Annotated in this window: 22 protein-coding genes; 12 read left to right on the forward strand and 10 right to left on the reverse strand. The window is 67.0% G+C overall.

Annotated features, from left to right (window positions below; all coding sequences use genetic code 11):
- Positions 1 to 138: 138 nt before the first annotated feature.
- On the reverse strand, positions 139 to 795 hold the full coding sequence (locus ACQ5BL_RS07705; RefSeq protein WP_243809078.1) for a response regulator: 657 nt from the start codon (positions 793 to 795) through the stop codon (positions 139 to 141).
- 25 nt (positions 796 to 820) lie between these two features.
- Here ACQ5BL_RS07705 and ACQ5BL_RS07710 point away from each other — a divergent pair, with 25 nt between their 5' ends.
- Both ACQ5BL_RS07710 and ACQ5BL_RS07715 read left to right on the forward strand, forming a co-directional pair.
- Positions 821 to 2,581: an ATP-binding response regulator gene (locus tag ACQ5BL_RS07710; RefSeq protein ID WP_243809077.1), complete on the forward strand. Its 1,761-nt coding sequence runs from the start codon at positions 821 to 823 to the stop codon at positions 2,579 to 2,581.
- Between the two features lie 151 nt (positions 2,582 to 2,732).
- On the forward strand, positions 2,733 to 3,857 hold the full coding sequence (locus ACQ5BL_RS07715; protein ID WP_243809076.1) for a PilT/PilU family type 4a pilus ATPase: 1,125 nt from the start codon (positions 2,733 to 2,735) through the stop codon (positions 3,855 to 3,857).
- 162 nt (positions 3,858 to 4,019) lie between these two features.
- Here ACQ5BL_RS07715 and ACQ5BL_RS07720 read toward each other — a convergent pair whose 3' ends face one another.
- The gene (locus tag ACQ5BL_RS07720) at positions 4,020 to 5,249 is read right to left on the reverse strand and encodes an SGNH/GDSL hydrolase family protein (protein WP_243809075.1); all 1,230 of its coding nucleotides are present in this window, start codon (positions 5,247 to 5,249) and stop codon (positions 4,020 to 4,022) included.
- 246 nt (positions 5,250 to 5,495) lie between these two features.
- Between ACQ5BL_RS07720 and ACQ5BL_RS07725 the strand changes: the two genes are divergently transcribed.
- The gene (locus ACQ5BL_RS07725; RefSeq protein WP_430293064.1) at positions 5,496 to 6,047 is read left to right on the forward strand and encodes a hypothetical protein; all 552 of its coding nucleotides are present in this window, start codon (positions 5,496 to 5,498) and stop codon (positions 6,045 to 6,047) included.
- Here the strand turns inward: ACQ5BL_RS07725 and ACQ5BL_RS07730 are convergent.
- Entirely contained in the window at positions 6,044 to 6,949 is a 906-nt protein-coding gene (locus tag ACQ5BL_RS07730) for a YihY/virulence factor BrkB family protein (RefSeq protein WP_207888409.1), read from the reverse strand. The genes ACQ5BL_RS07725 and ACQ5BL_RS07730 overlap by 4 nt on opposite strands.
- Positions 6,950 to 7,123: 174 nt before the next feature.
- A complete protein-coding gene (locus ACQ5BL_RS07735; protein ID WP_243809073.1) occupies positions 7,124 to 7,558 on the reverse strand; it encodes a PGDYG domain-containing protein in 435 nt (144 codons plus the stop codon).
- A 183-nt stretch (positions 7,559 to 7,741) separates the two neighbouring features.
- Here ACQ5BL_RS07735 and ACQ5BL_RS07740 point away from each other — a divergent pair, with 183 nt between their 5' ends.
- The 3 genes from ACQ5BL_RS07740 (at position 7,742) to ACQ5BL_RS07750 (ending at position 8,598) form a co-directional block, all read left to right on the forward strand.
- Positions 7,742 to 8,188, forward strand: coding sequence for a hypothetical protein (locus tag ACQ5BL_RS07740; RefSeq protein WP_243809072.1), 447 nt, complete (start codon positions 7,742 to 7,744; stop codon positions 8,186 to 8,188).
- An 11-nt stretch (positions 8,189 to 8,199) separates the two neighbouring features.
- Complete coding sequence (locus ACQ5BL_RS07745) at positions 8,200 to 8,388, forward strand: hypothetical protein (RefSeq protein WP_207888412.1); 189 nt, start codon at positions 8,200 to 8,202, stop codon at positions 8,386 to 8,388.
- Positions 8,389 to 8,469: 81 nt separating this feature from the next.
- Entirely contained in the window at positions 8,470 to 8,598 is a 129-nt protein-coding gene (locus ACQ5BL_RS07750) for a hypothetical protein (protein WP_279381585.1), read from the forward strand.
- 332 nt (positions 8,599 to 8,930) lie between these two features.
- On the opposite strand, the gene def is transcribed toward ACQ5BL_RS07750, so the two are convergent.
- Entirely contained in the window at positions 8,931 to 9,470 is a 540-nt protein-coding gene (gene def / locus ACQ5BL_RS07755; protein ID WP_243809071.1) for a peptide deformylase, read from the reverse strand.
- Positions 9,471 to 9,689: 219 nt separating this feature from the next.
- Here def and ACQ5BL_RS07760 point away from each other — a divergent pair, with 219 nt between their 5' ends.
- Complete coding sequence (locus ACQ5BL_RS07760) at positions 9,690 to 10,244, forward strand: magnesium transporter (RefSeq protein ID WP_207888414.1); 555 nt, start codon at positions 9,690 to 9,692, stop codon at positions 10,242 to 10,244.
- Between the two features lie 190 nt (positions 10,245 to 10,434).
- Positions 10,435 to 10,848 carry a DUF5064 family protein gene (locus tag ACQ5BL_RS07765; RefSeq protein ID WP_207888415.1) on the forward strand — a complete coding sequence of 138 codons (414 nt, stop codon included), beginning with the start codon at positions 10,435 to 10,437 and terminating at the stop codon, positions 10,846 to 10,848.
- Between the two features lie 5 nt (positions 10,849 to 10,853).
- On the opposite strand, the gene ACQ5BL_RS07770 is transcribed toward ACQ5BL_RS07765, so the two are convergent.
- A complete protein-coding gene (locus tag ACQ5BL_RS07770; RefSeq protein WP_243809070.1) occupies positions 10,854 to 11,690 on the reverse strand; it encodes a CvfB family protein in 837 nt (278 codons plus the stop codon).
- A gap of 333 nt (positions 11,691 to 12,023) precedes the next feature.
- Positions 12,024 to 13,793: an ABC transporter transmembrane domain-containing protein gene (locus tag ACQ5BL_RS07775; RefSeq protein WP_243809069.1), complete on the reverse strand. Its 1,770-nt coding sequence runs from the start codon at positions 13,791 to 13,793 to the stop codon at positions 12,024 to 12,026.
- A 153-nt stretch (positions 13,794 to 13,946) separates the two neighbouring features.
- Between ACQ5BL_RS07775 and ACQ5BL_RS07780 the strand changes: the two genes are divergently transcribed.
- Together ACQ5BL_RS07780 and ACQ5BL_RS07785 are read left to right on the forward strand one after the other, a co-directional pair.
- A complete protein-coding gene (locus ACQ5BL_RS07780) occupies positions 13,947 to 14,147 on the forward strand; it encodes a hypothetical protein (RefSeq protein ID WP_416788546.1) in 201 nt (66 codons plus the stop codon).
- 167 nt (positions 14,148 to 14,314) lie between these two features.
- Positions 14,315 to 15,415, forward strand: coding sequence for an AI-2E family transporter (locus ACQ5BL_RS07785; protein ID WP_243809067.1), 1,101 nt, complete (start codon positions 14,315 to 14,317; stop codon positions 15,413 to 15,415).
- A gap of 7 nt (positions 15,416 to 15,422) precedes the next feature.
- On the opposite strand, the gene ACQ5BL_RS07790 is transcribed toward ACQ5BL_RS07785, so the two are convergent.
- Complete coding sequence (locus ACQ5BL_RS07790; protein ID WP_243809066.1) at positions 15,423 to 16,046, reverse strand: hypothetical protein; 624 nt, start codon at positions 16,044 to 16,046, stop codon at positions 15,423 to 15,425.
- Positions 16,047 to 16,151: 105 nt separating this feature from the next.
- On the opposite strand from ACQ5BL_RS07790, the gene ACQ5BL_RS07795 reads away from it, so the two are divergent.
- Together ACQ5BL_RS07795 and ACQ5BL_RS07800 are read left to right on the forward strand one after the other, a co-directional pair.
- A complete protein-coding gene (locus tag ACQ5BL_RS07795) occupies positions 16,152 to 16,838 on the forward strand; it encodes an RNA pseudouridine synthase (protein WP_243809065.1) in 687 nt (228 codons plus the stop codon).
- Between the two features lie 246 nt (positions 16,839 to 17,084).
- Positions 17,085 to 17,318 carry a hypothetical protein gene (locus tag ACQ5BL_RS07800; protein ID WP_243809064.1) on the forward strand — a complete coding sequence of 78 codons (234 nt, stop codon included), beginning with the start codon at positions 17,085 to 17,087 and terminating at the stop codon, positions 17,316 to 17,318.
- A gap of 158 nt (positions 17,319 to 17,476) precedes the next feature.
- Here the strand turns inward: ACQ5BL_RS07800 and ACQ5BL_RS07805 are convergent, their stop codons facing one another.
- The gene (locus tag ACQ5BL_RS07805) at positions 17,477 to 19,291 is read right to left on the reverse strand and encodes a monovalent cation:proton antiporter-2 (CPA2) family protein (RefSeq protein ID WP_207888050.1); all 1,815 of its coding nucleotides are present in this window, start codon (positions 19,289 to 19,291) and stop codon (positions 17,477 to 17,479) included.
- A gap of 74 nt (positions 19,292 to 19,365) precedes the next feature.
- Positions 19,366 to 20,079 (reverse strand): lipoate--protein ligase family protein, encoded by a 714-nt coding sequence (locus ACQ5BL_RS07810; RefSeq protein WP_243809063.1) that lies wholly within the window; start codon positions 20,077 to 20,079, stop codon positions 19,366 to 19,368.
- Positions 20,080 to 20,229: the final 150 nt, after the last annotated feature.

Raw genomic sequence — 20,229 nt, forward strand, 5'->3', positions numbered from 1 at the left:
TTAGGGACGTGGGCCGGTCAGGCACATACGGCAGTTGCCGTATTTTTTCTGCGCTGGAGCGGCGTTAGGCTGTGCTCCAACAGGTTGGAAGGAATCGACGGCATGCGCCCTCGCACGCGTGGTACGCACAGGCAAGGTTCAGGCGCTGGGGACTCCCAGGCGTACGGCGTAGGCCGTCAGTTCCGCGGGGCTGTGCAGGTCGAGTTTGCGCATCAGGTTCTCGCGATGCTTGCGCACGGTGAGCGGGCTGATGCTGAAGTGCTCGGCGATTTCCCGTGCACTGCGGCCCTGGGCGGCAAGGGTGAGAATCTGCCGTTCACGCCGGGTCAGTTGCACCGCCGCCAGCAGGTTGGCTTCGTCGCGCGGGCGCACGTGGGGGCCGTCGAGGATGAAGCGCAGGCTGCGCGCCAGGTACGTCTGTCCGCCACGCAGGGCATCGATCGCCTCGAGCAGTTCACCGGTTTCCTCGCCCTTGCTCAGGTAGCCATGCACGCCGGCGTCGAGTACCGAGCGCACGGTGGCCAGCTCGGTGTTGGCGGTGAGCACCAGGATCTTCAGGCGCGGGTGGCGCTGGCGCAGGTCGTGGATGACCTGCAGGCGGTTGAGCCCCGGCATGTTCAGGTCCAGCAGCAACAGGTCGGCCGGGCATTCCTCCAGCAGCGACTGCAGACGGATGCCGTCACCGGCCTCGCCGACCACCTCGACCGCCTCCAGGGTCGAGAGCAACAGACGCAGTCCATCGCGCACGATGCCATGGTCATCGGCGACCAGCACCCGCAAGCGCTTCCCTTCCATCGTTCGTCTCCTTGAGGCCATCGAAATGCACAGCAGCCCTCAGCAACGCGAACTGGTCGATCTGTTGTTCCGCCAGTCCTATGCCGTGCTCTTCGCCAACCTGGTGATACCGCTGCCGGTGCTGTACATCTTCCGCAACGCCCTGTCGCCGACGGCGATGGGGGTCTGGTTGGCCGCGCTCTACGTGCTCACGCTGGGGCGGATTGTCCTGGCACGCGCGTACTTCCGGCAAGCCCCCGCGGGCACGCCGGGCAGGCATTGGCCCTGGACGGCCACGCTGCTGTCGTGGCTCAGCAGCCTGCTGTGGGGCTGGCTCGGCTGGGTGGGCTTCGCCCACAGCGACCCGCAGCTCTTCGCCTTCACCTGCATCGTGCTGACAGGGCTGGTGTGCGGCGCGGTGCCGTCGCTGTCGGCCTATCCGCCCGCCTATGTCGGTTCGCTCGCCGCCATGCTGCTGCCACTGCTGGTGCTGTGCCTGAGCCGCCGCGACGAACAGTTCGCCACCTACAGCTTCTTCATCGCCTGCCTGGCCGGGGTGAACCTGTATTACAGCCGGGTCACCTACCGCAGCCTCTGCGAAACCGTCCGCCTGCGCCTGGAGAACTCGGAGCTGGTGCAGGACCTCAAGGAGCAGCGCGACCGCGCCCAGGCCGCCGACCATGCCAAGACGCGCTTCCTCGCCGCCGCCAGCCATGACCTGCGCCAGCCGATCCACGCCCTGGGCCTGTTCGTCGGCGCGCTCGCCTCGCTGGCCGAGCGCGGCCCGGTGGACGCCCCCAAGGCGCGGGACATCGCCACGCGCCTGCGCGCCATGCTCGGCAACCTGGGCAGCCTGCTCAACGGCCTGCTGGACATCTCCCGACTCGACGCCGGGGTGGTGCCGCTGGCTCGCGAGCCCATCGCCCTGCAGCGGCTGTTCACCGACCTGCAACTGGAGTTCGCCGGTACCGCCGCTGAACGCTGCCTGCGCTGGCGGGTGTGCGGCAGCCGGCTGTGGGTGGACAGCGACCCGGTACTGCTCAAGCGGCTGCTGGACAACCTGCTGGCCAACGCCTTCCGCTACACCCACAGCGGCGGCGTACTGCTGGGCTGTCGTCGCCACGGCCAGGAAGTGGAAATCCAGGTACTGGACAGCGGCATCGGCATCCATCCCAGCCAGCAGGAGATGGTCTTCGAGGAGTTCGTCCAGCTGCACAACGCCGAGCGCGACCGCAAGCAGGGCCTCGGCCTGGGCCTGGCCATCGTTCGCCATACCGCCCGCCTGCTCGGCCACCCTCTGCGCCTGCAATCGCAGCCCGGACGCGGCTCGCTGTTCGCGGTCCGCCTGCCCCTGGTGCAGGCCCCGGCTGCCAGCCCGGCCACCTGTCCCCTGCCCGAAGAGCCCGACACCAAAGGCCTGGGCATCATGGTGGTGGACGATGAGCGCGACGTCCTGCACGCCCTCTGCAACCTGCTGGAGGTCTGGGGGCATCGCGTCTATCCGGGCACCACGGCGCTGCAGGCCTGCCAGCGGCACATCGAAGCCAGTCATCGCGGCCCGGCGCCCGTCCATCTGATCCTCACCGACTACCGGCTGGGCGAGGGGCAGACCGGCGAGGAAGTGATCCGGCGTATCCGCAGCTACCTGGCGCGCAAGGTGCCGGCGCTGATCGTCACCGGCGACACCTCCCCGGAGCGCCTCCGCGAAGCGACCGCCCACGGTTATCGCCTGCTGCACAAGCCGCTGGATACCGACCAGCTACGGGAGGCGCTGGGCGTCAGCCAGCAGCAAGCGGAAACGGCCTAGCGCTGAGGTCGGGCCTCGCAATCCCGTGCGGTGTGTCAACGCAGACTCCTCGTACCTTTCCTACGCTCGCGTCCTACAACCTGCGTCCCGGCTAGTCTGAATACAGACGCGCCCTGACTGCCGGGCCCACCGCCGAACGAAGGATGTTCCCATGAGCACTGCCAGCGCCACCGCCCTGCCCGATGTCTTCAGCTACCTGGCCCAGCTGCCACAGAACGCCGGCTCCGACATGTTCTTCAGCGTCGGCGCGCCGCCGCACCTCAAGATTGAAGGGCACAGCCGGCCGGTGGGCGAGCGCGTGCTGGCCACCGGCGAAGTGAAGACCCTGGCCTGGCAATTGATGACGCCCGAGCAGGTGACGGAGTTCGAACGCGACCTGGAGATGAACCTGGCCATCAGCGTGGCGGAGCTGGGCCGCTTCCGCGCCAACATCTACTACCAGCGCGGCGAGGTGGCGATGGTGGTGCGGCTGATCAAGCAGGTGATCCCGGACGTGGCGACCCTCGGCCTGCCGCCGATCCTCGACAAGCTGGCGATGCAGGATCGCGGACTGATCCTGGTGGTCGGTGCGGCCGGCTCGGGCAAGTCCACCACCCTGGCGAGCATGCTGGACTTCCGCAATCGCCACCGCTCCGGGCACATCGTCTGCATCGAAGACCCGATCGAATTCCTCCATTCGCACCAGAAGTCGATCATCGACCAGCGCGAGGTGGGCCTGGATACCCACAGCTACGCCGATGCCCTGCGCAACGTGCTGCGCGAGGCCCCGGACGTGATCATGCTCGGCGAAATCCGCGACGCGCCGACCATGCAGAACGCCCTGCACTACGCCGAAACCGGCCACCTGTGCGTGGCCACCCTGCACGGCACCAGTTGCCGCCATGCCATCGAGCGCATCACCCGCTTCTTCCCCGACGAAGCCCGCCCGCAGGTGCTCGCCGACCTGTCGCAGAACCTGCTGGCACTGATCGGCCAGCGCCTGGTACCCGGCACGCGTCAGCGCCGCGCGGTAGCGGTGGAGCTGATGCTGGGCACGCCGCACATTCGCGGCATCATCCAGCGCGACGAGCTGCCGGAGCTCAAGGGCGCGGTGGAGCGCGCATTGGAAAGCGGCATGCAGAGCTTCGACCAGAGCCTCTACAAGCTGCTGGAGGAAGGTCGCATCAGCGTCTCCGACGCGCTCAAGTTCGCCGACTCGCGCACCGACCTCGCGCTGAAGATCAAGCTGGAACGCGGGATGGACGACGACAGCATGGGCTCGGTGTTCGGGGCGTAGGGCACTCCCGGCCCGGCAGCGAGGCCGTTACACCACAGACACGAACGCTCACGCAGGGCGTATGACGGTCGACGTGACACGCCGCGTGGCCTTGATCGCAGCCACCCCGAGTCCTCCCCCGCGTCGATGGCCAGAATCGGCAGTACGCCCTGCCAAAGCCCCTCACAGGCCCTGCAGCAACGCATCCAGGTCCACGCTTTCGGCCATCGCCCGATTCCCCGCATCCCCCGGGTGCAGGTGATCGCCGCTGTCGTAGGCCGGCAGCAGGCGCAACGGCCGTGCCGGATCGCGCAGGCGGGCATCCAGGTCGATCACCGCATCGAACTCTCCGCTTTCGCGTATCCAGCGGTTCACCTGCTGGCGCAATGCTTCCTTGTTGGCCGCGTGGTAGTTCTCCACCACCGATCCGCTCAACGCCCGTTCGAACGGCAACAGGGTCGCTCCGATGATACGCACGCCCCGCACATGGGCCTGGGCGATGAGCTGCCGGTAGCCCGCCACCAGGTCCTCGAACTGCACCAGCGGGTTGTTCGGCGCGAAGGTGCTGCCGGGCCAGGAGATATCGTTGATGCCCAGCAGGACGATGGCCGCCTTCACCCCCGGCTTGTCCAGCGCATCGCGTTCGAAGCGCACCAGGGCGCTCTGCCCCATGCCGTCGGAGAGCAGCCGCGCGCCGGAGATACCGGCGTTGATCACCCCCACCTTGCGCGTGGCCAGGCGCTGCGCCAGCACGTCCGGCCAGCGCTGGTTGCCGTCGAGGCTGGCGCCGCGGCCGTCGGTGATGGAGTCACCCAGCACCGCCACCACCGGGCGCGGCTCGGCGGACTCCACCAGCACATCGGCGAGGAACAGCCGCGCTTCCACCTTGCCCTCCGGCGGCAGGCGTACGGCGTCGACCTGCTCGCCGGGCTCGCCATAGACGCGCTGCTTGCCGTCCCAGTGGAAGCTCTCGATGACGGTCGGCTGCGGCAGGTAGAGCGATACCGTCAGCTCGCCTAGCGCCGGCACGGCGAGATCCAGCGGGTCACTGAGCAATTGGGCGCCGGGAGCGATATAGGCCGTGGGCTGGCCGGAAAAGGTCAGGCGGTGACTGGTACCGCCCAGGCGACCACCCGGCGCGGCCAACGCCACCGCCGCGCCGCCAATGGCCACCGGCTGGCTGCCGTAGGTGTTGGACAAGGCGATGCGCAGCCGGCGCCCGCCCAAGCTGACCTTCACCACCTGGCGCAACGTATGGTTGCCGATCACCGCCGGCACGCCCACCGGCAGCGGTACTTCCCTGCCCCAGGTGCGCTGCGGACTGGCGCTCCAGGTGGCTTGCCAGTGTCCGTCCTCGGCCAGCACCAGGGGCGCGACCAGCGCAATCAGCGCAGCGAACAGCAGTCGTCTCATGGGGATTCCTCGAGCCCGGCAAGCGGCATCTGCACTGCCCCTTCATTGGATGAACAAATCGGCAGGGGAGGCAGGCCACTCTGCCCATCCCGCCGCTACCCACCACTTTTCGAATTACTCCACCATCGGCCGCACTTGCCCGGTTTCGAAGCCGTGCGAGAGCGTAGCGGCTATGCTGATGGCCAATAGACAGAACCGGCGCACACAGACCGGTCGATTTCTGCCATTCGCTTCCGGGGGACTTCCATGGGCAAGCCTCAACCGCCTTACCTGACGGCCATGCTGGGCATTTCGTTGCTGCTGGCCGGCTGCTCCAGCGCCACCACCGCGCCCTGCGAGGCGTCCATGGGCAGCCAGCGCTGTCATGTCGAGCGCCTGCTCTACCGTAACGACATGCTGCAGGCGAAGATGCTGATCGCCTCCGGCGACCCGGGCAACTACGAACTGGCGGGTGCCCTGCTCGATCGCGCCCAGCCCTTCGATGAACGCGGCGAAGTGAGCTTCTACAAGGCGCTGCTGAAGATCAAGGAAGGCCCGCAGGTGAGCGAAGTGCTGCCGCTGCTGGAGCACGCCGCCGACGCCGGCCAGCCCTATGCCGTGGCGCTGCTGTACAAGGTCTGGTCCGAGCCCTATCTGGTGGCGCAGGCCAATCCGGGCAAGGCCCTGCGCTACCGGCGCGCCTACTCGGGACTGGACGTGGCCCGCAGCGGCTATCCCTCCTTCGAGCAGTCGCTGATGGTCGTCGACAACCTGCTGGCGCCGCCGCCCGCGCTCGCCAGCCAGCAGGTCCGCCGCTAACGCTCGTCCGGCGCCGGAGCGGGCTGCTCGACGGTCCGCTCGCCTGCCCCCTTGTCGTGGGGCAAGTGGAGATCGATCACCGCATTGAGCTCCGCCCCCAGCAACAGCACCGCCGAGGAAATGTAGAAGTACAGCAGCAGGACGATGATGGCGCCGACGCTGCCGTACATGGCGTTGTAGTCGGCGAAGTTCTTCACGTAGAAACCGAACCCCAGGGACGCGGAAATCCACAGCACCACCGCGAGCACCGAGCCGGGGGTGATGAAGCGGAACCTCTGCTTCACGTTGGGCGTGACGTAGTAGATCACCGCTACCGCCATCATCATCAGCAGCACGATGACCGGCCAGCGCAGCACGCTCCAGAGCAGCACCACGTAGTCCTCCAGCCCCACCCGCGCGGCGATCCAGCCCATGACCTGCGGGCCGAGGATCATCAGCGCGGCGATGACCAGGAGCATGCCGACGATGCCGAAGGTGTAGAGCACCGACAGCGGCACGCGCTTCCACGCCGGCCGCCTCTCGCGCACGTCGTAGGCCGCATTCAGCGCGGTCATCAGCGAGCGCACCGCCGCCGAGGACGACCACAGCGCAATGATGATACCGATCGACAGCAGGCCGCCCTGGCGCTGCTGCAACTGGTCGATCACCGGATTGACCTGCTCCAGCGCCTGCGCCGGCAGCACATAGTCGGCCTGCCCGCGCAGCCAGTCGAAGAACTCCGGCAGGTGCAGGAAGCCCAGCAGAGCAATGAGGAACAGCAGGAAGGGAAACAGCGAGAACAGCCCCTGGTAGGCCAGCGCGGCGGCATAGGTAGGCATCTCGTCGTCGAGAAAATCCTTCACCGTCAGGCTGATCAGTTTCCAGGGCCCCAGGCTCAGACCCCGCATATCCATGAATCGCATCCCGCTCCGTCCTTCTGCTGGCTGGCCCGCCGGCCGTTGGTGCAGGGGTGGACCTGCGCGGCGCGGGCAAAGTTGCATTTGAAAGCGCGGCGCAGAGCGCCCGCCAGGACAGACCATAGCCGCTGGGCGCCGTTCAGTGCCAGCAGGAGGGGCGCACGGTGTGCGAAGGAAGGCTCAGTCGGCCAGGCGATAGACCTTGGCGAATCGCGCCGCCTTCACCACGCCGTAATCGCCGGGCGCGTACTGCATCACCCAGTCGCCAGCCGCGCCAGTCAGGCGGTCGCCGCCTGTCGAGCGCAGGAGGCTGAACGCCTCGTCCATGCGCCGGGCGAGCACCACCGTCGGCCGGTTGCGATAGGCGCCGGGCTCGCCATGGGTGAGCGCCGCGTCGGCGGGCAGGTACTTCGGATCGAAACGCTCGCGGGAGACGACCCAGCGTTCGCCCGTCGCGCTGCTGATGATCGCATCGCCGGGGGCATAGCGGTTCGGGCCTTCCAGGCTCATCAGCTCACCGGGCGCCACGGCGAATTCGACGGTGACGGTTTCGTCCTTGACCACGCGCTGCGCAGCGGAGTCGGTGGAGAGATCGAGTTGAGTCAGTTCGAGCATGGCAGCGGGCCTGCCTCCGGATAGGCGTGAAGGGTGAGACGGGAGCGACGCCCGGCTCGTGCGGTGTGCAAGAGTAATCGGAAAGAACAGCCGCCGCGACTGGCCAGGCGGAACACCGCGCCATGGCCTATAAACTTCCTGGCGCTTCCGCGTCCCACTCCTCCCGCCGTACAGGAAAACCGCATGCCGATCCGTCTGATCCCCCGCCTTGCCCTGCCCCTCCTGCTGCTGGCCAGCGTCGCCGTACAGGCCGACGAGGCCGCCGACGAAGCCAAGTTCCTACAGGTCTCGGTGACCTACTTCGACCAGGTCACCCGCACCAACCTGCCGCACAAGGTGGACAAGGTCACCACCCTCAACAGCGTGCAACTCGACCCGGCGAAGAAGATGCTGTATTACCGCTACGCGATTTCCAGCCTGCGCCTGGACCAGATGGACCTGGGCGCCCGCGCCAAGTTCGAGAACGGACTGAAGACGCAACTGGAAGGCACCACCTGCCAGCAGACCGACCTGCTGCAGCGCTTCCGCGAGCACCACCTGAGCGTCACCCACGAATACACCGGCAGCGACGGCAAGCCGCTGGCCAGCATCACCATCGACCCGCAGACCCTGAATTGCGCCAAGAGCTGATCCCCCGCCCCATGAGTCGCGCCGACTACCACCAGGAACACGCCCAGCGCGCCGAGGCCGAAGCCCGGCGCCTGCTGGCCGAGCGCGAGGCCATGGGTGCGCGCTGGCTGCCCTGGGTGGCCACCGAGCTGTACCGCCTGACGCCGCCCCACTACGCGGCGATGGTGCGCCGCGAGCTGGAGCGCCTCGCCAGCGGCTGAACGGCGAGGCGGCATGCCGTCCGAAGGCTATGCTGTAGCTGTCCGCCCTCGGATCGAGGGCGTCCCGTCGGAGGACAGGTCATGAAAGGTCTCGACGCGAAAAAGCAAAGCAAGAAGAAGCCGCTGAAAACCGCACATGAAAAGCGTATGGCCAAGCGGCAGAAGAAATCCGGCAAGACACTGCTGGGCACCCCGCAGCAATCGTCGTGAGGGCACGCCCCTCGTCACGCGGATAGCCTTGGGAGAGGCTATCCGCTTATCGAATTCAGTCCCGTGAGCCCATGCGCTTGCGGGCAACCCCGGCATCAAGCGATTCGCGGGCATGGCCCGTTCCTACAGGGGCCTCGGAAGGTTCTTGTAGGAGCGGGCCATGCCCGCGAAAAGCGCCAATAGGCGCCCCCATGAACGGTTGCACGCCCCTCGCATCGAACCCGCTCTCGTAGGAGCGGACTCCGTCCGCGATCAGCCCCTGCGCCAGAACATCGCGGACAAAGTCCGCTCCTACAAAAGCGCAGTCACCGACAGGACGACACCCGCCTATCTCAGTCATCCGCCTTCGGATCGAGCCCCGGGAACAGCACTTCGGTAAAGCCGAACTTGCTGAAATCGGTGATCCGCGACGGGTACAACCGGCCGATCAGGTGATCGCACTCGTGCTGCACCACGCGTGCATGGAAGCCTTCGACGCTGCGGTCGATCGTCTGTCCCTGCGGGTCGACGCCCTGGTAGCGGATGCACCGGTATCGATTCACCGCGCCGCGCAGGCCCGGCACCGACAGGCAGCCTTCCCAGCCCTCCTCCAGCTCCTCGCCGAGCGGCGTGATCACCGGGTTGAGCAGGATGGTCGGCGGCACCGCCGGGGCATCCGGGTAGCGCTCGCTGCGCTCGAAGCCGAAGATCACCAGCTGCAGGTCCACGCCGATCTGCGGCGCAGCCAGGCCGACGCCGCCGACGTGGTGCATGGTCTCGAACATGTCGTCGATCAGCGTCTGCAATTCGACGCTGCCGAACATCGACGCGGGCACCGGCGGCGCCACACGCAGCAGGCGTTCGTCGCCCATCTTGAGAATCTCGCGGATCATCTCGCTCTCGCCCCTGGACTGGCCGGAAAGCGGCATCCTCGGCCATGCGCGGGCATCGTGCAAGCCAGGCGACCACTGGGCCCCCGCACCACGGGGCCACCTCGCCGGTGCTAGACTCAACTCTGACGAAATTCAGCAAATGGCGGCGATCTGCCGGAATTCACGGCAGATCCCTGTCAAACCCAAGGGGTTTTGACCGGTTGGGGGCGGAGGTTCGTCATGAACAGGCATTACTACATCAGCGACAACCTGGACGACCTGGAAACGGTCGAACAGGAACTGGCGCAAAGCGGCATCAGCCTGGAGCAAATGCACGTGCTGAGCGATCAGGATGCCGAGCTGAAGGATCATCGGCTGCACCAGGTGCCATCGATGATGAAACAGGACGTGGTGCACTGGGGCAAGGTCGGCCTGCTGATCGGCGCCATGCTGGCGGTGCTGGTACTGGTGGTGGGCTATTTCAGCGGCTGGACGCAAACCGCCGCGGGCTGGATTCCGGTGCTGTTCCTCGCCGCAGTGCTGATGGGCTTCAGCCTGTGGGAAGGCAGCTTCGTCGGCCTGCAACGCCCCAGCGGCGACGTGCGCCGCTTCGAGCCCAGCCTGCATGCTGGCCAGCATGTGTTCTTCGTCGACGTGAAGCCCGAGCAGGAGCCCGTGCTGGACATGGTGGTGCGCCATCACCCGCGTCTGGAGATCGCCGGCTTCGGCGCGGCCATGCCAAGCTGGCTGGTGTCCGTCGAACACGCCTGGAACCGCTTCCGTCACATGATGTGACGCGCAGGCGCCTCCCCTGCCGCGCCGCCCGGGCGCCGCGGAGAGGCGTCGTGCGGCTGGATTCGCCTCGCCTTGATGCATATCAGGCCGATCCGCGCGCCCAGGCTCGAAACTGAGTCCTCGAAAGCAACGGAATCAGGCGTCAAGGCAGGCCGCGGCCTGCGGCGCCAGCATTCGCCAGGAGGACTCCATGCCCCGACCTGCGCAGATCATCATTCGATCCAGCCCGGGCATCGACCGCCAGCACTATCTCATCCGCCTCGACTACCAGGTGGAGAACCCGGCCAGCCGCGATGCGCGAGTGAAGTTCCAGCTGGACGGCGAGATCGACGGCCAGCCGTTCGTTGATGACTTCGAACTGCCCGGCGACATCGCCTTCAACTTCGCCAGCAGCGCCTCCCGCCTGCTGCGCCGCCACGGCCTGCGCCTGTGCCAGGGAGCGGTGGTGCGTTTTCGCAAGGAGCACGACCAGGTCTTCGACGACCTGCGCCGCCAGCTGGGCGCCGAACCCGGCAAGCCGGTGGACCTGCAGCGCATGGCGTCGCTGGCGCCGGTGCAACCGCGTTGCGCGGTTGCCGAATCCATCGTGCGCGGACGTGGCTGAGCCGTTCAGACCAGCTCGATACCGTCGTCGAGGATGGTGATCAGGCCCTGCTTGTAGAGGCCGCCGATGGCCTTCTTGAAGTTGCCCTTGCTGACGCCGAACTGCTGCGCGATCAGCTCCGGCGGGCTCTTGTCGCTCAGCGCCAACCGGCCGCCGGCTTCGCGCAGGGCCTTGAGAATCTGCTCGCTGAGTGCATCGGACAGGCCGGCGCCGGCCGGCTGCAGGCTCAGGCTGATCTTGCCGTCGGCGCGCATTTCCTTGATGTAGCCGGTCTCGCGCAGGCCGTTGCGCATGAACTTGAAGACTTCGTTCTTGTGAATCAGGCCCCAGTGCTTGCCGTCGATGATGGCCTTGTAGCCGAGGTCGGTGCGCTCCACCACCAGCAGGTCCACCTGCTGCCCAACCTTGTAATTGGCCGGGGTGTTGTCCAGGTAGCGGTCCAGGCGCGCGGTGGCGGTGATGCGGCGGGTGCGTTCGTCGAGGTAGACGTAGACCACGCAGTAGTCGCCGACCTGTAGCGGGCGCTTCTCTTCGGAGTGCGGCAGCAGCAGGTCCTTGGGCAGGCCCCAGTCGAGGAACAGGCCGACGCGATTGACCTCCACCACCTTGAGGCTGGCGAAGCCGCCGACCTGCACTTTGGGCTTCTGGGTAGTGGCGATCAGGCGATCTTCGCTGTCCAAGTAGATGAACACGTTCAGCCAGTCGCCCACCTCGGTGGGTTCGTTCTTCGGCACGTAACGCTTGGGCAGCAGGATTTCGCCATGGCTCTCGCCATCCAGGTAGAGACCGAAATCGGTGTGCTTGGCCACCTGCAACGAATTGAACCGACCTATGACTGCCATGACGCTTACCTCGTGAACGGGGCGGGCATTCTACGCGCATTGGCGTCTGATGGCTGCCGCCGGTTACCGGATTAAGCCAGATCTGAACCTGTAGGAGCGCGCCATGCGCGCGAATCGCGGGCATGGCCCGCTCCTACAGAGGAAACTCGCGCCGCGCCTGTCGATTTCTGTAGGAGCGGACTCCATCCGCGATTGGGTTCGGTGCCGTGCGGTTCGCGAGCAAGCTCGCTCCTACGAAAAGCGCGCCGGTGCCATACCTGTAGGAGCGAGCTTGCTCGCGAACAGATTCCGCTCCGGTGCCAATCGCGAGCAAAGACCAGACGTCTCCCGGCCCTACACATCCTGTGCCTGCCCAAACTGTAGCTCGGCCAGGCGCGCATACAGTGGACTGCTGTTCACCAACTCAACATGCCGCCCCAGCGCCACCAGCCGGCCGTGGTCGATCACGGCGATACGATCAGCATTCAGCACGGTCGCCAGCCGGTGCGCGATCACCAGCGTGGTACGGCCGCTCATCAGCCCCGGCAACGCCTGCTGGATCAGGTGTTCGCTCTCCGCGTCGAGCGCGCTGGTGGCTTCGTCCAGCAGCAGGATCGGCGCGTCCACCAGCAGCGCGCGGGCAATTGCCAGACGCTGGCGCTGGCCGCCGGAAAGCCCCTGGCCGCTCTCGCCCAGGTGCGTCTGGTAGCCCTGCGGCAGACGCAGGATGAATTCGTGTGCATGGGCGGCGCGGGCGGCGGCTTCGACTTCGGCGTCGCTGGCATCGGGGCGGCCGTAGCGGATGTTCTCCTCCACGCTGCCGAAGAACAGCGCCGGGTTCTGCGACACCAGGGCAAAGCTGCGCCGCAGGTCGGCGGGGTCGAGCTGGGCGATGGCTTGGCCGTCGATGCGGATATGCCCCTGCTGCGGGTCGTAGAAGCGCAACAGCAGGTCGAACAGCGTGGACTTGCCGGCGCCGGACGGCCCGACCAGCGCCAGGGTTTCCCCGGCCTCGACACGCAGGTCGATGCCATCGATGGCCCACTGTTCCGGGCGCGACGGATAGGCGAAGCGCACCCCTTCCAGCGACAGGCTGCCGCCGACCCGCTGCGGCAGCTTCAGCACGCCACTGGCTGGCGTGTGGATATCGCTGCGCGCCCGCAGCAGCTCGGCGATGCGCTCAGCCGCGCCGGCCGCGCGCTGCAGCTCACCGATCACCTCGCTCAGGGTGCCGAAGGCCATGCCGACGAGCAGGCTGTAGAACACGAAGGCCGCCAGCTCGCCGGCGGTGATCCGCCCGGCGATCACGTCCATGCCGCCGACCCAGAGCATCACCCCCACTGCGCCCAGCACCAGCAGGATCACCACGCTGACCAGCCAGGAGCGCTGCAGGATGCGCCGCCGCGCGGTATCGAAGGCCTGCTCGACGGTTTCGCCGAAGCGCTGACGATCCTGCGCCTGGTGGTTGTAGGCCTGCACCGTCTTGATCTGGCCGAGGGTCTCGCCGACGTAGCTGCCAACATCGGCGACGCGGTCCTGGCTCTGCCGCGACAGGCTGCGCACCCGGCGGCCGAACAGCAGGATCGGCGCGATCACCAGCGGCAGCGAGGCGACCACGATGCTGGTCAGCTTGGCGTTGGTGATGAACATCAGCGCCACGCCGCCGATCAGCATCAGCGTGTTGCGCAGCGCCATCGACAGCGACGAGCCGATCACCGTCTGCAGCAGCGTGGTGTCGGCGGTCAGGCGCGACTGGATCTCCGAGGCGCGGTTGTTCTCGTAGAAGCCCGGATGCAATTCGATCAGATGGTCGAACACGCGCCGGCGGATGTCGGCGACGAAGCGCTCGCCGATCCATGAAACCAGGTAGAAACGCACGAAGGTGCCTACCGCGAGCCCCGCCACCAGCACGAAGAAGACCCCGATGGCGCGGTTGAGCAGCGCGGCGGACTGGGTGACGAAGCCCTGGTCCACCAGCATGCGGATGCCCTGCCCCAGCGACAGGGTGATAGCCGCGGTGAACAACAGGGCGACCAGCGCCCCCAGGGCACGCCAACGATACGGAGCGAGGAACGAACGGGCCAGGCGCAACGCGTTGCGCTGGCGGGACGACAACAGGCGCATTGGGCGACTCGATGCTCGCGTCAGGGCCTCCGAGCGTAGCACCGCCGACCCCGCACAGGCGACGGCTGGCGCGGTGTGGAACCATTCGTGCCATAACCGCCCCGAAGAGTGCTCATTTCGTGTACAATGGGCGGCCAATTTGCGCAGACAGGTATGGCAGATATGACCACCAAGCCCTCCACCCGCCAGAAAGCCGCCCCCAAGGCCCCCGCCGCCACCGCCACCAGCGAAGCGCTGGCAGACCAGGTAGCCGCCTTCCTGAAGTCCGGCGGCGAGATTCAGCAGATCGCCAAGGGCGTGACCGGTCAGAACTACGGCGCACCGAGCCGCCACATCAGCCTCGGCAAGAAGTAACCCCCTTTTCGGCAAGCCTGCCGGCTCCGGCAGGCTGCCCGTTTCCCTCCTCTGCACGCTCCCGCATCATTCCCGACATCTTTTATTGCCTCCGCGCCTTGCTCTCGGGCAGAGTCCGCCAATAGTTTGGACCTGGCCGCCCCGGCCACCGCCGCAAGGAGTTCGCGATGCTACCCACGCCCCCGGAAAAGCTGCTGTCCCGCAACCTGCTGGATGTGCTCATCCGCGCCGGCCTGATTCTGCTGCTGGCCCTCTTCTGCTTCCGCATTTTCCACCCGTTCCTCGACCTGATGCTCTGGTCGGTGATCCTCGCCATCACCCTCTATCCGCTGCACCAGATGATCAGCCACGCCCTGGGCGACCGGCCGAACAGCGCGGCGACGGTGATCGTGCTGCTGGGCCTGGTGATCCTGCTGGTGCCGGTGGTGGTGATCGGCCTGTCCATGGCCGAGTCCGTGCGCGACCTGGTGCAGGCCATCCAGAACCGTACCCTGCATGTTCCGCTGCCACCGGATTCGGTGCAGAACTGGCCGGTGATCGGGCAGTACGTCTATCCGTTCTGGCATCGCGTCGCCACCGATTTCATGGGCGTTGCGCAGCAACTGGCCCCGCACCTGCAGGGCGTGGCGAAGAAGATCGCCGGCCAGGCGGCGGGCGTCGGCATGGGGCTGATGCAGTTCCTCGCCGCCTTCGTCATCGCCGGCGTGATCATGGCCTACGGCAAGCTGGGCAGCCGCACCGCCTGCGACATCGCCATCCGCATCTCCAACCTGGAACGCGGTCCGGGGCTGGCCGAGCTGTGCACCGCGACCATCCGCGCGGTGGCCCAGGGCGTGGTGGGCGTGGCGTTCATCCAGACGCTGTTCCTGGGCCTGGGCTTCATCGTCATGGGCATCCCCGGCGCCGGCCTGCTGGCCCTGGGCGTACTGCTGCTGGGCATCACCCAGCTGCCGGTGGTGCTGATCACCCTGCCGGCGATCATCTATGTGTTCATGACCGGCGACTCGCTGCTGGTGAGTATCCTGTTCACCGTCTGGACCGTCATCGGCGGCCTCAGCGACAACGTGCTCAAGCCCCTGATGTTCGGCCGCGGCAGCAAGGTACCGATGGCCGTGATCCTCATCGGCGCATTGGGCGGCATGCTCAGCAACGGCATCATCGGACTGTTCGTCGGCCCGGTGGTCCTGGCCCTGGGCTACGAGCTGTTCATGTCCTGGGTACGTGAGCGCGAGACGCAGCCCGAGCCGCCCGCCGCCCCGACGCCCTGAAGCCCTCTCAGAGCAGCGCGACCATTTCCTTGAGCGTCACCGCCCAGGTGCCCTTGGGATTGAGATAGCGGTAACCGAACCGCGAACCGTTGGCGCGGGCCGTCAGCACCGCATTCCACGCCAGGCCGCGCTGCAGGTCGTGGGCCGGATCGAGGAGGAAGAACGCCTCCTCGCTCATGCCCACGGCCAATCCCCAATGGCGGATGTCGCTGTCCTTGCGGCCGTGGAAACCCAGCACTACCGGGATGTTCGCCGCCAGGTGCTGGCGGGTCAGCTCGACCATGCGCCGGCCGCTGCCGCGTTCCACGCGGAACTCCTTGTCGCTGATCACCCGCAGCAGCTCCAGCAGGTCGTCGCCCGTGGTGCCAACGCGAATCAGTGGTTCGCGTCGTTCCAGCGCCTGCATCAGGCGGCCGTAGCGTGTGCGCGAATCCACCGGCGCCAGCCCCTTGGCCTGGCGGCGCCCCAGCTGGTTGCGCGCCAGCATTGCCATCACCAGGCAATAGGGGCCGCAGGCGCCGTCCATGTCGCCCTGGCGCAGGTGCACCTTGTCGCCGCGGCGGTTAATCAGGCCACCGCTGCCGAGTTCGTCCACATCCCAGTGCAGACCGTCGATCAGGGTTATCTGCATCGCCTCGCTCCCCGTCCGTCATTAGGGTCTGACCGGCGGGAGTTCGGATCATTCCGATGGCTTGCGGTTACAATGGTGGCCCTTTTCCTGTCCCGGTCTCCCGTCATGTCCGAACCCATCCGCCTGTCCAAGCGCCTCGCCGAGCTGCTGCCCTGTTCGCGCCGCGAAGCCGAGCTGTATATCGAAGGCGGCTGGGTGACCGTGGATGGCGTGACGGTGGAGGAGCCGCAGTTCAAGGTCGACGACCAGCGCATCGAGCTGCTGCCCGGCGCCCTGCCCGAACCCCTGCCGCCGATGACCTTGCTGCTGCACAAGCCCGCCGGCTACAGCGTCGAGGACGCCGTGGCGTTGCTGCGGGAGGAACAGCGCTGGAGCGACGATCCCTCCACGCAGCGCCTGCTGCGCAAGCATTTGCGCCAGCAGCGCCCGACCACCCCGCTGGAAGACGGCGCCAGCGGCCTGCTGGTGTTCACCCAGAACTTCGGCGTGATCCGCAAGCTGATGGACGATGCCGCCCGGGTCGAGCACGAATACGTGATCGAGGTCAGCGGCGAGTTGGACGCCCACGGGCTGAAGCAGTTGGCCCAGGGCCTGCCGCTGAAAGCCAGCTGGCAGAGCGAAAACCGTCTGCGCATTGCCGGCAAGCAGGTGCGACCGGGGCTGATCGGCAAGCTGTGCCGGGAAGCCGGATTGCGTGTGGAAGCGATCCGCCGCATCCGCCTGGGAGGCGTGGCCATGGCCAAGCTGCCGGTCGGCCACTGGCGTTATCTGCAGCCGGGCGAGCGCTTCTAAAGGACTATCCGACCATGGTCCAAGGCTCCCCGTGCAACGCGGGGAGCCGCTCTGGCACGCCGTTTTGCGCTGCTATCGATGGCGTCGATAGTGAACAGCAGGCGCTTTCAGTTCTCTTTGCCCGGCCCGCGCGGCATCTTCGCCCCATCAGCTCGCTGGAATCCGATTCGCCGGCCCCTCTTCCAGGCCGCAGGGGCGAACCCACCACCCGCGACAGTCGCCCACGGCCCGAAAGAGGATCGAATCATGCAAATCGTACTGGACTTCCTGCTGCTGGTTGGCTCCCTGGTGGAGCTGCTGCTCTATGTCGTCCTGGCCAGCGTGGTCCTGGCCACCGTGGTGCTGCTCAGTGTCATCGCCGTATTGACCTTGCGCTCGCCCGGCCAGCCGATCAGCATTCCCGAACGCCGCCGGCCGGTGGTTCGCAAGCCGCGCGCCGTGGTGGTGGAGCATAAGCCGGCGCTGGCGGAAGCGGCCTGAGTCAGCGCCCGCTCCCTGGCTTCTCCCTATCCATCATCAAACCGACTGAGTCGACCTGCGTAACCTTCCGCACCACAGCCCTGACACGGACAACGCCCGCCGCCGGCAAAGCGGCGATGCGCCAGGGCGTCGCAGAATTCCCCAGCGCTTCCGGGCCGTCAGTGATGGCCGATACCCTGGTCTTCCAGGTGGTCGGCCTCGAACAGGGTCTCCAGTTCCTTGCGCGCCTCGCGGGCAGTCTGGATTACCGCCTTCTCGTCATCGTAGACGCGGTACTGGGCCATCAGCACCGCCTCGTCGTGACGCTTGAAGCGGCGAATGCGCGCAGCCACCTGTTCCTCGCTCAGCCCCAGGCCGGTGAGCAGCAAACGGCTCATTTCCAGGCTGGAATGGAAGGTCTCGCGCACCGGCGTCGCGTCGGCGTCGAGCAGGTGGTAGACGTGCTGGCGGTTGCGCGCCCGGCCGATGACCTTGATGTGCGGGTAGAGCTTGCGCACCAGCCGCGCGGTCTCGATGTTGGTCTGCGGATCGTCGGTGGCGACCACGAAGAACTCGGCCTTTTCCACCTGGGCGGCGCGGAGGATTTCCGGGCGCAGCGGATCACCGTAGAAGATCGGAATATTGCCGTAGCTGCGGGTCAGCTCGATGGTGTCCACCGAGGTGTCCAGCGCCACGAAGGGTACGCCCTGGGCGCGCATGATACGGGCGACTACCTGGCCCATCCGGCCCATGCCGGCGATCACCACGCGCGGCGCGTCATCGGGCAGTTGGCGGTATTCCGGCGGCGGCTCGCGCAGGACCGCCGGCTTGGGCTTGATGCCGCGCGCCAGGGCCAGCACCAGCAGCGGTGTCATCGCCATCGACAGGGTAATCCCCAGCACCAGCAGCGCATGCAGGTCGCCGTCCATCAGGCCCTGGGCCCGCGCCAGCTTGAACACCACGAAGGCGAACTCGCCGCCGGCCCCCAGCAGCACACCCAGGCGTATGGCCGAGACCTTGTCCAGACCACCGGCCAGACGGCCGATGAGGAACAACAGCGGCAGCTTGATGCCCACCAGCAGCAGGGTCAGGCCGATTACCCGCAGCGGCTCGCTCTGCAGCAGGCTGAGGTCGGCGCTCATGCCGACGCTGATGAAGAACAGCCCCAGCAGCAGACCCTTGAACGGCTCGATCTGCGCTTCCAGTTCGTGGCGGTATTCCGAGTCGGCCAGCAGCAGGCCGGCGAGGAAGGCGCCCAGGCCCATGGACACGCCCGCCTCTTCCATCAGCCAGGCGGTGCCCACCACCACCAGCAGCGCGGTGGCGGTCGACAGGTCGGCCTGGCCGGTACGCGCCACAGAGCGGAACACCGGACGCAGCAGGAAGCGCCCGCCGATCACCACCACGGCGATGCTGCCAACCACTTCCATGACATGGGCCAGGTCGCCGCCGGCCGCCGCCGAATCGGCGCGCGCGCCCAGCAGTGGGATCATGGCGATCAACGGGATCGCCGCGATGTCCTGGAACAGCAGGATGGCAAAGGCCAGGCGGCCATAAGCGCTGTTCAGCTCCTTGCGCTCGGCGAGGATCTGCAGGCCGAAGGCGGTGGACGACAGGGCCAGGCCACCGCCGATCACCACCGCCGCGTTCACCGGCAGATCGAAGGCCAGCACGCCGAGGCTGCCCAGCGCCAGCGCGGTGAGCAGCACCTGGGCCAGGCCCACGCCGAACACCTGCTTGCGCATCACCCACAGGCGCTTGGGCGAGAGCTCCAGGCCGATGATGAACAGCAGCAGCACCACGCCCAGCTCGGACAGGCTGGCGACGCTTTCCGGGTTGTCGATCAGCCCCAGCAGCGAGGGCCCGATGAACACGCCGGCGAGCAGGTAGCCGAGCACGGCCCCCAGCTGCATGCGCTTGGCCAGCGGCACCATGAATACCGCAGCGAGCAGGAAGACCACTGCCGACTGCAGGTAGTTCGTCCCATGTTCCATGTATCAAGACTCCTTGGAAGGGTTGGGGCGAAGCGAAAATCCACCCATGTCGTTCAAATCAGGCTGCCTTCGAATCAGACATCCAGAGCCACGCCCTCGGCCAGCAGATGACGCTGGAACTGCCCGGCCAGCGCATCCACCTGGCTCCACGGCTGCGCGTGACGCTCATCCAGCGCCACATGGCTGGCGGCGCGACAGCGCGCGTCGAGGCCACAGTGCTGGTAGAAGGCATTCACCACCTCGACCATCGGCTCACGCTGGTTTTCCATCAGGATCGCGCCATGGGCCAGCACCACGTAACGGCCGTCGCTGGGCCGGCGGCGCCAGCGCTGGGCGGTGCCGACCAGCTTTCGTCCGGACAGGTTGACGTTGTAGCGGCCATCGCAGAAGGCGCCGTCCACCTCGCCCAGACCCGGATCGAGGCCCAGTGCGGCAAGCCAGTCGCAGAGTGGCTGGCACAGGCGCTGGTAGGCGGTTTCGATGCGTGTCTGTTCGTTGTCGGTGGACGGAATCGCGTAGACCAGGGCGACATTGAGCACGGCGGGCGATTGCGGCACCGGCTCGCCGCCGGTATCGCGCAACGCGATGGGCCAGCCCAGCCCGGCGCAGACCTGCTCCGCCGCGCTGAAACCGTCCAGCCGGCTGAGCCGGCGCGGCATCACCAGCGCCTGCTGGAGCGGGCGCCAGAACAGCAGCCCGCTGTCCCGCTCGCCACGAAAGGCATCGTCCAGCAGGGCCCGCTCGGCATCCAGGCCCTCTTCCACCGGCAGGTGTTGCACTCTGTTCATGACCGATTCCTTCAGCATCCAGGGGGGCGGACTATGCCCGCAGCAGGCGAATCCGACAATTATCAGAGACGGATAGTTGCGGCTATAGCGACGTTTCGAAGGTAGCCGCAGTGGGCAGCCGCTCACAACCTGAACACTTCTTTCCAACCT

The sequence above is a fragment of the Pseudomonas sp. B1-22 genome (genome assembly GCF_050474425.1).
GTDB lineage: Bacteria > Pseudomonadota > Gammaproteobacteria > Pseudomonadales > Pseudomonadaceae > Pseudomonas.

Coding starts and splice junctions, on each gene's coding strand:
- ACQ5BL_RS07705 (WP_243809078.1), bottom strand. CDS start 795: ATGGAAGGGAAGCGCTTGCGGGTGCTGGTCGCCGATGACCATGGCATC.
- ACQ5BL_RS07710 (WP_243809077.1), top strand. CDS start 821: ATGCACAGCAGCCCTCAGCAACGCGAACTGGTCGATCTGTTGTTCCGC.
- ACQ5BL_RS07715 (WP_243809076.1), top strand. CDS start 2,733: ATGAGCACTGCCAGCGCCACCGCCCTGCCCGATGTCTTCAGCTACCTG.
- ACQ5BL_RS07720 (WP_243809075.1), bottom strand. CDS start 5,249: ATGAGACGACTGCTGTTCGCTGCGCTGATTGCGCTGGTCGCGCCCCTG.
- ACQ5BL_RS07725 (WP_430293064.1), top strand. CDS start 5,496: ATGGGCAAGCCTCAACCGCCTTACCTGACGGCCATGCTGGGCATTTCG.
- ACQ5BL_RS07730 (WP_207888409.1), bottom strand. CDS start 6,949: ATGCGATTCATGGATATGCGGGGTCTGAGCCTGGGGCCCTGGAAACTG.
- ACQ5BL_RS07735 (WP_243809073.1), bottom strand. CDS start 7,558: ATGCTCGAACTGACTCAACTCGATCTCTCCACCGACTCCGCTGCGCAG.
- ACQ5BL_RS07740 (WP_243809072.1), top strand. CDS start 7,742: ATGCCGATCCGTCTGATCCCCCGCCTTGCCCTGCCCCTCCTGCTGCTG.
- ACQ5BL_RS07745 (WP_207888412.1), top strand. CDS start 8,200: ATGAGTCGCGCCGACTACCACCAGGAACACGCCCAGCGCGCCGAGGCC.
- ACQ5BL_RS07750 (WP_279381585.1), top strand. CDS start 8,470: ATGAAAGGTCTCGACGCGAAAAAGCAAAGCAAGAAGAAGCCGCTGAAA.
- def (WP_243809071.1), bottom strand. CDS start 9,470: ATGATCCGCGAGATTCTCAAGATGGGCGACGAACGCCTGCTGCGTGTG.
- ACQ5BL_RS07760 (WP_207888414.1), top strand. CDS start 9,690: ATGAACAGGCATTACTACATCAGCGACAACCTGGACGACCTGGAAACG.
- ACQ5BL_RS07765 (WP_207888415.1), top strand. CDS start 10,435: ATGCCCCGACCTGCGCAGATCATCATTCGATCCAGCCCGGGCATCGAC.
- ACQ5BL_RS07770 (WP_243809070.1), bottom strand. CDS start 11,690: ATGGCAGTCATAGGTCGGTTCAATTCGTTGCAGGTGGCCAAGCACACC.
- ACQ5BL_RS07775 (WP_243809069.1), bottom strand. CDS start 13,793: ATGCGCCTGTTGTCGTCCCGCCAGCGCAACGCGTTGCGCCTGGCCCGT.
- ACQ5BL_RS07780 (WP_416788546.1), top strand. CDS start 13,947: ATGGCAGATATGACCACCAAGCCCTCCACCCGCCAGAAAGCCGCCCCC.
- ACQ5BL_RS07785 (WP_243809067.1), top strand. CDS start 14,315: ATGCTACCCACGCCCCCGGAAAAGCTGCTGTCCCGCAACCTGCTGGAT.
- ACQ5BL_RS07790 (WP_243809066.1), bottom strand. CDS start 16,046: ATGCAGATAACCCTGATCGACGGTCTGCACTGGGATGTGGACGAACTC.
- ACQ5BL_RS07795 (WP_243809065.1), top strand. CDS start 16,152: ATGTCCGAACCCATCCGCCTGTCCAAGCGCCTCGCCGAGCTGCTGCCC.
- ACQ5BL_RS07800 (WP_243809064.1), top strand. CDS start 17,085: ATGCAAATCGTACTGGACTTCCTGCTGCTGGTTGGCTCCCTGGTGGAG.
- ACQ5BL_RS07805 (WP_207888050.1), bottom strand. CDS start 19,291: ATGGAACATGGGACGAACTACCTGCAGTCGGCAGTGGTCTTCCTGCTC.
- ACQ5BL_RS07810 (WP_243809063.1), bottom strand. CDS start 20,079: ATGAACAGAGTGCAACACCTGCCGGTGGAAGAGGGCCTGGATGCCGAG.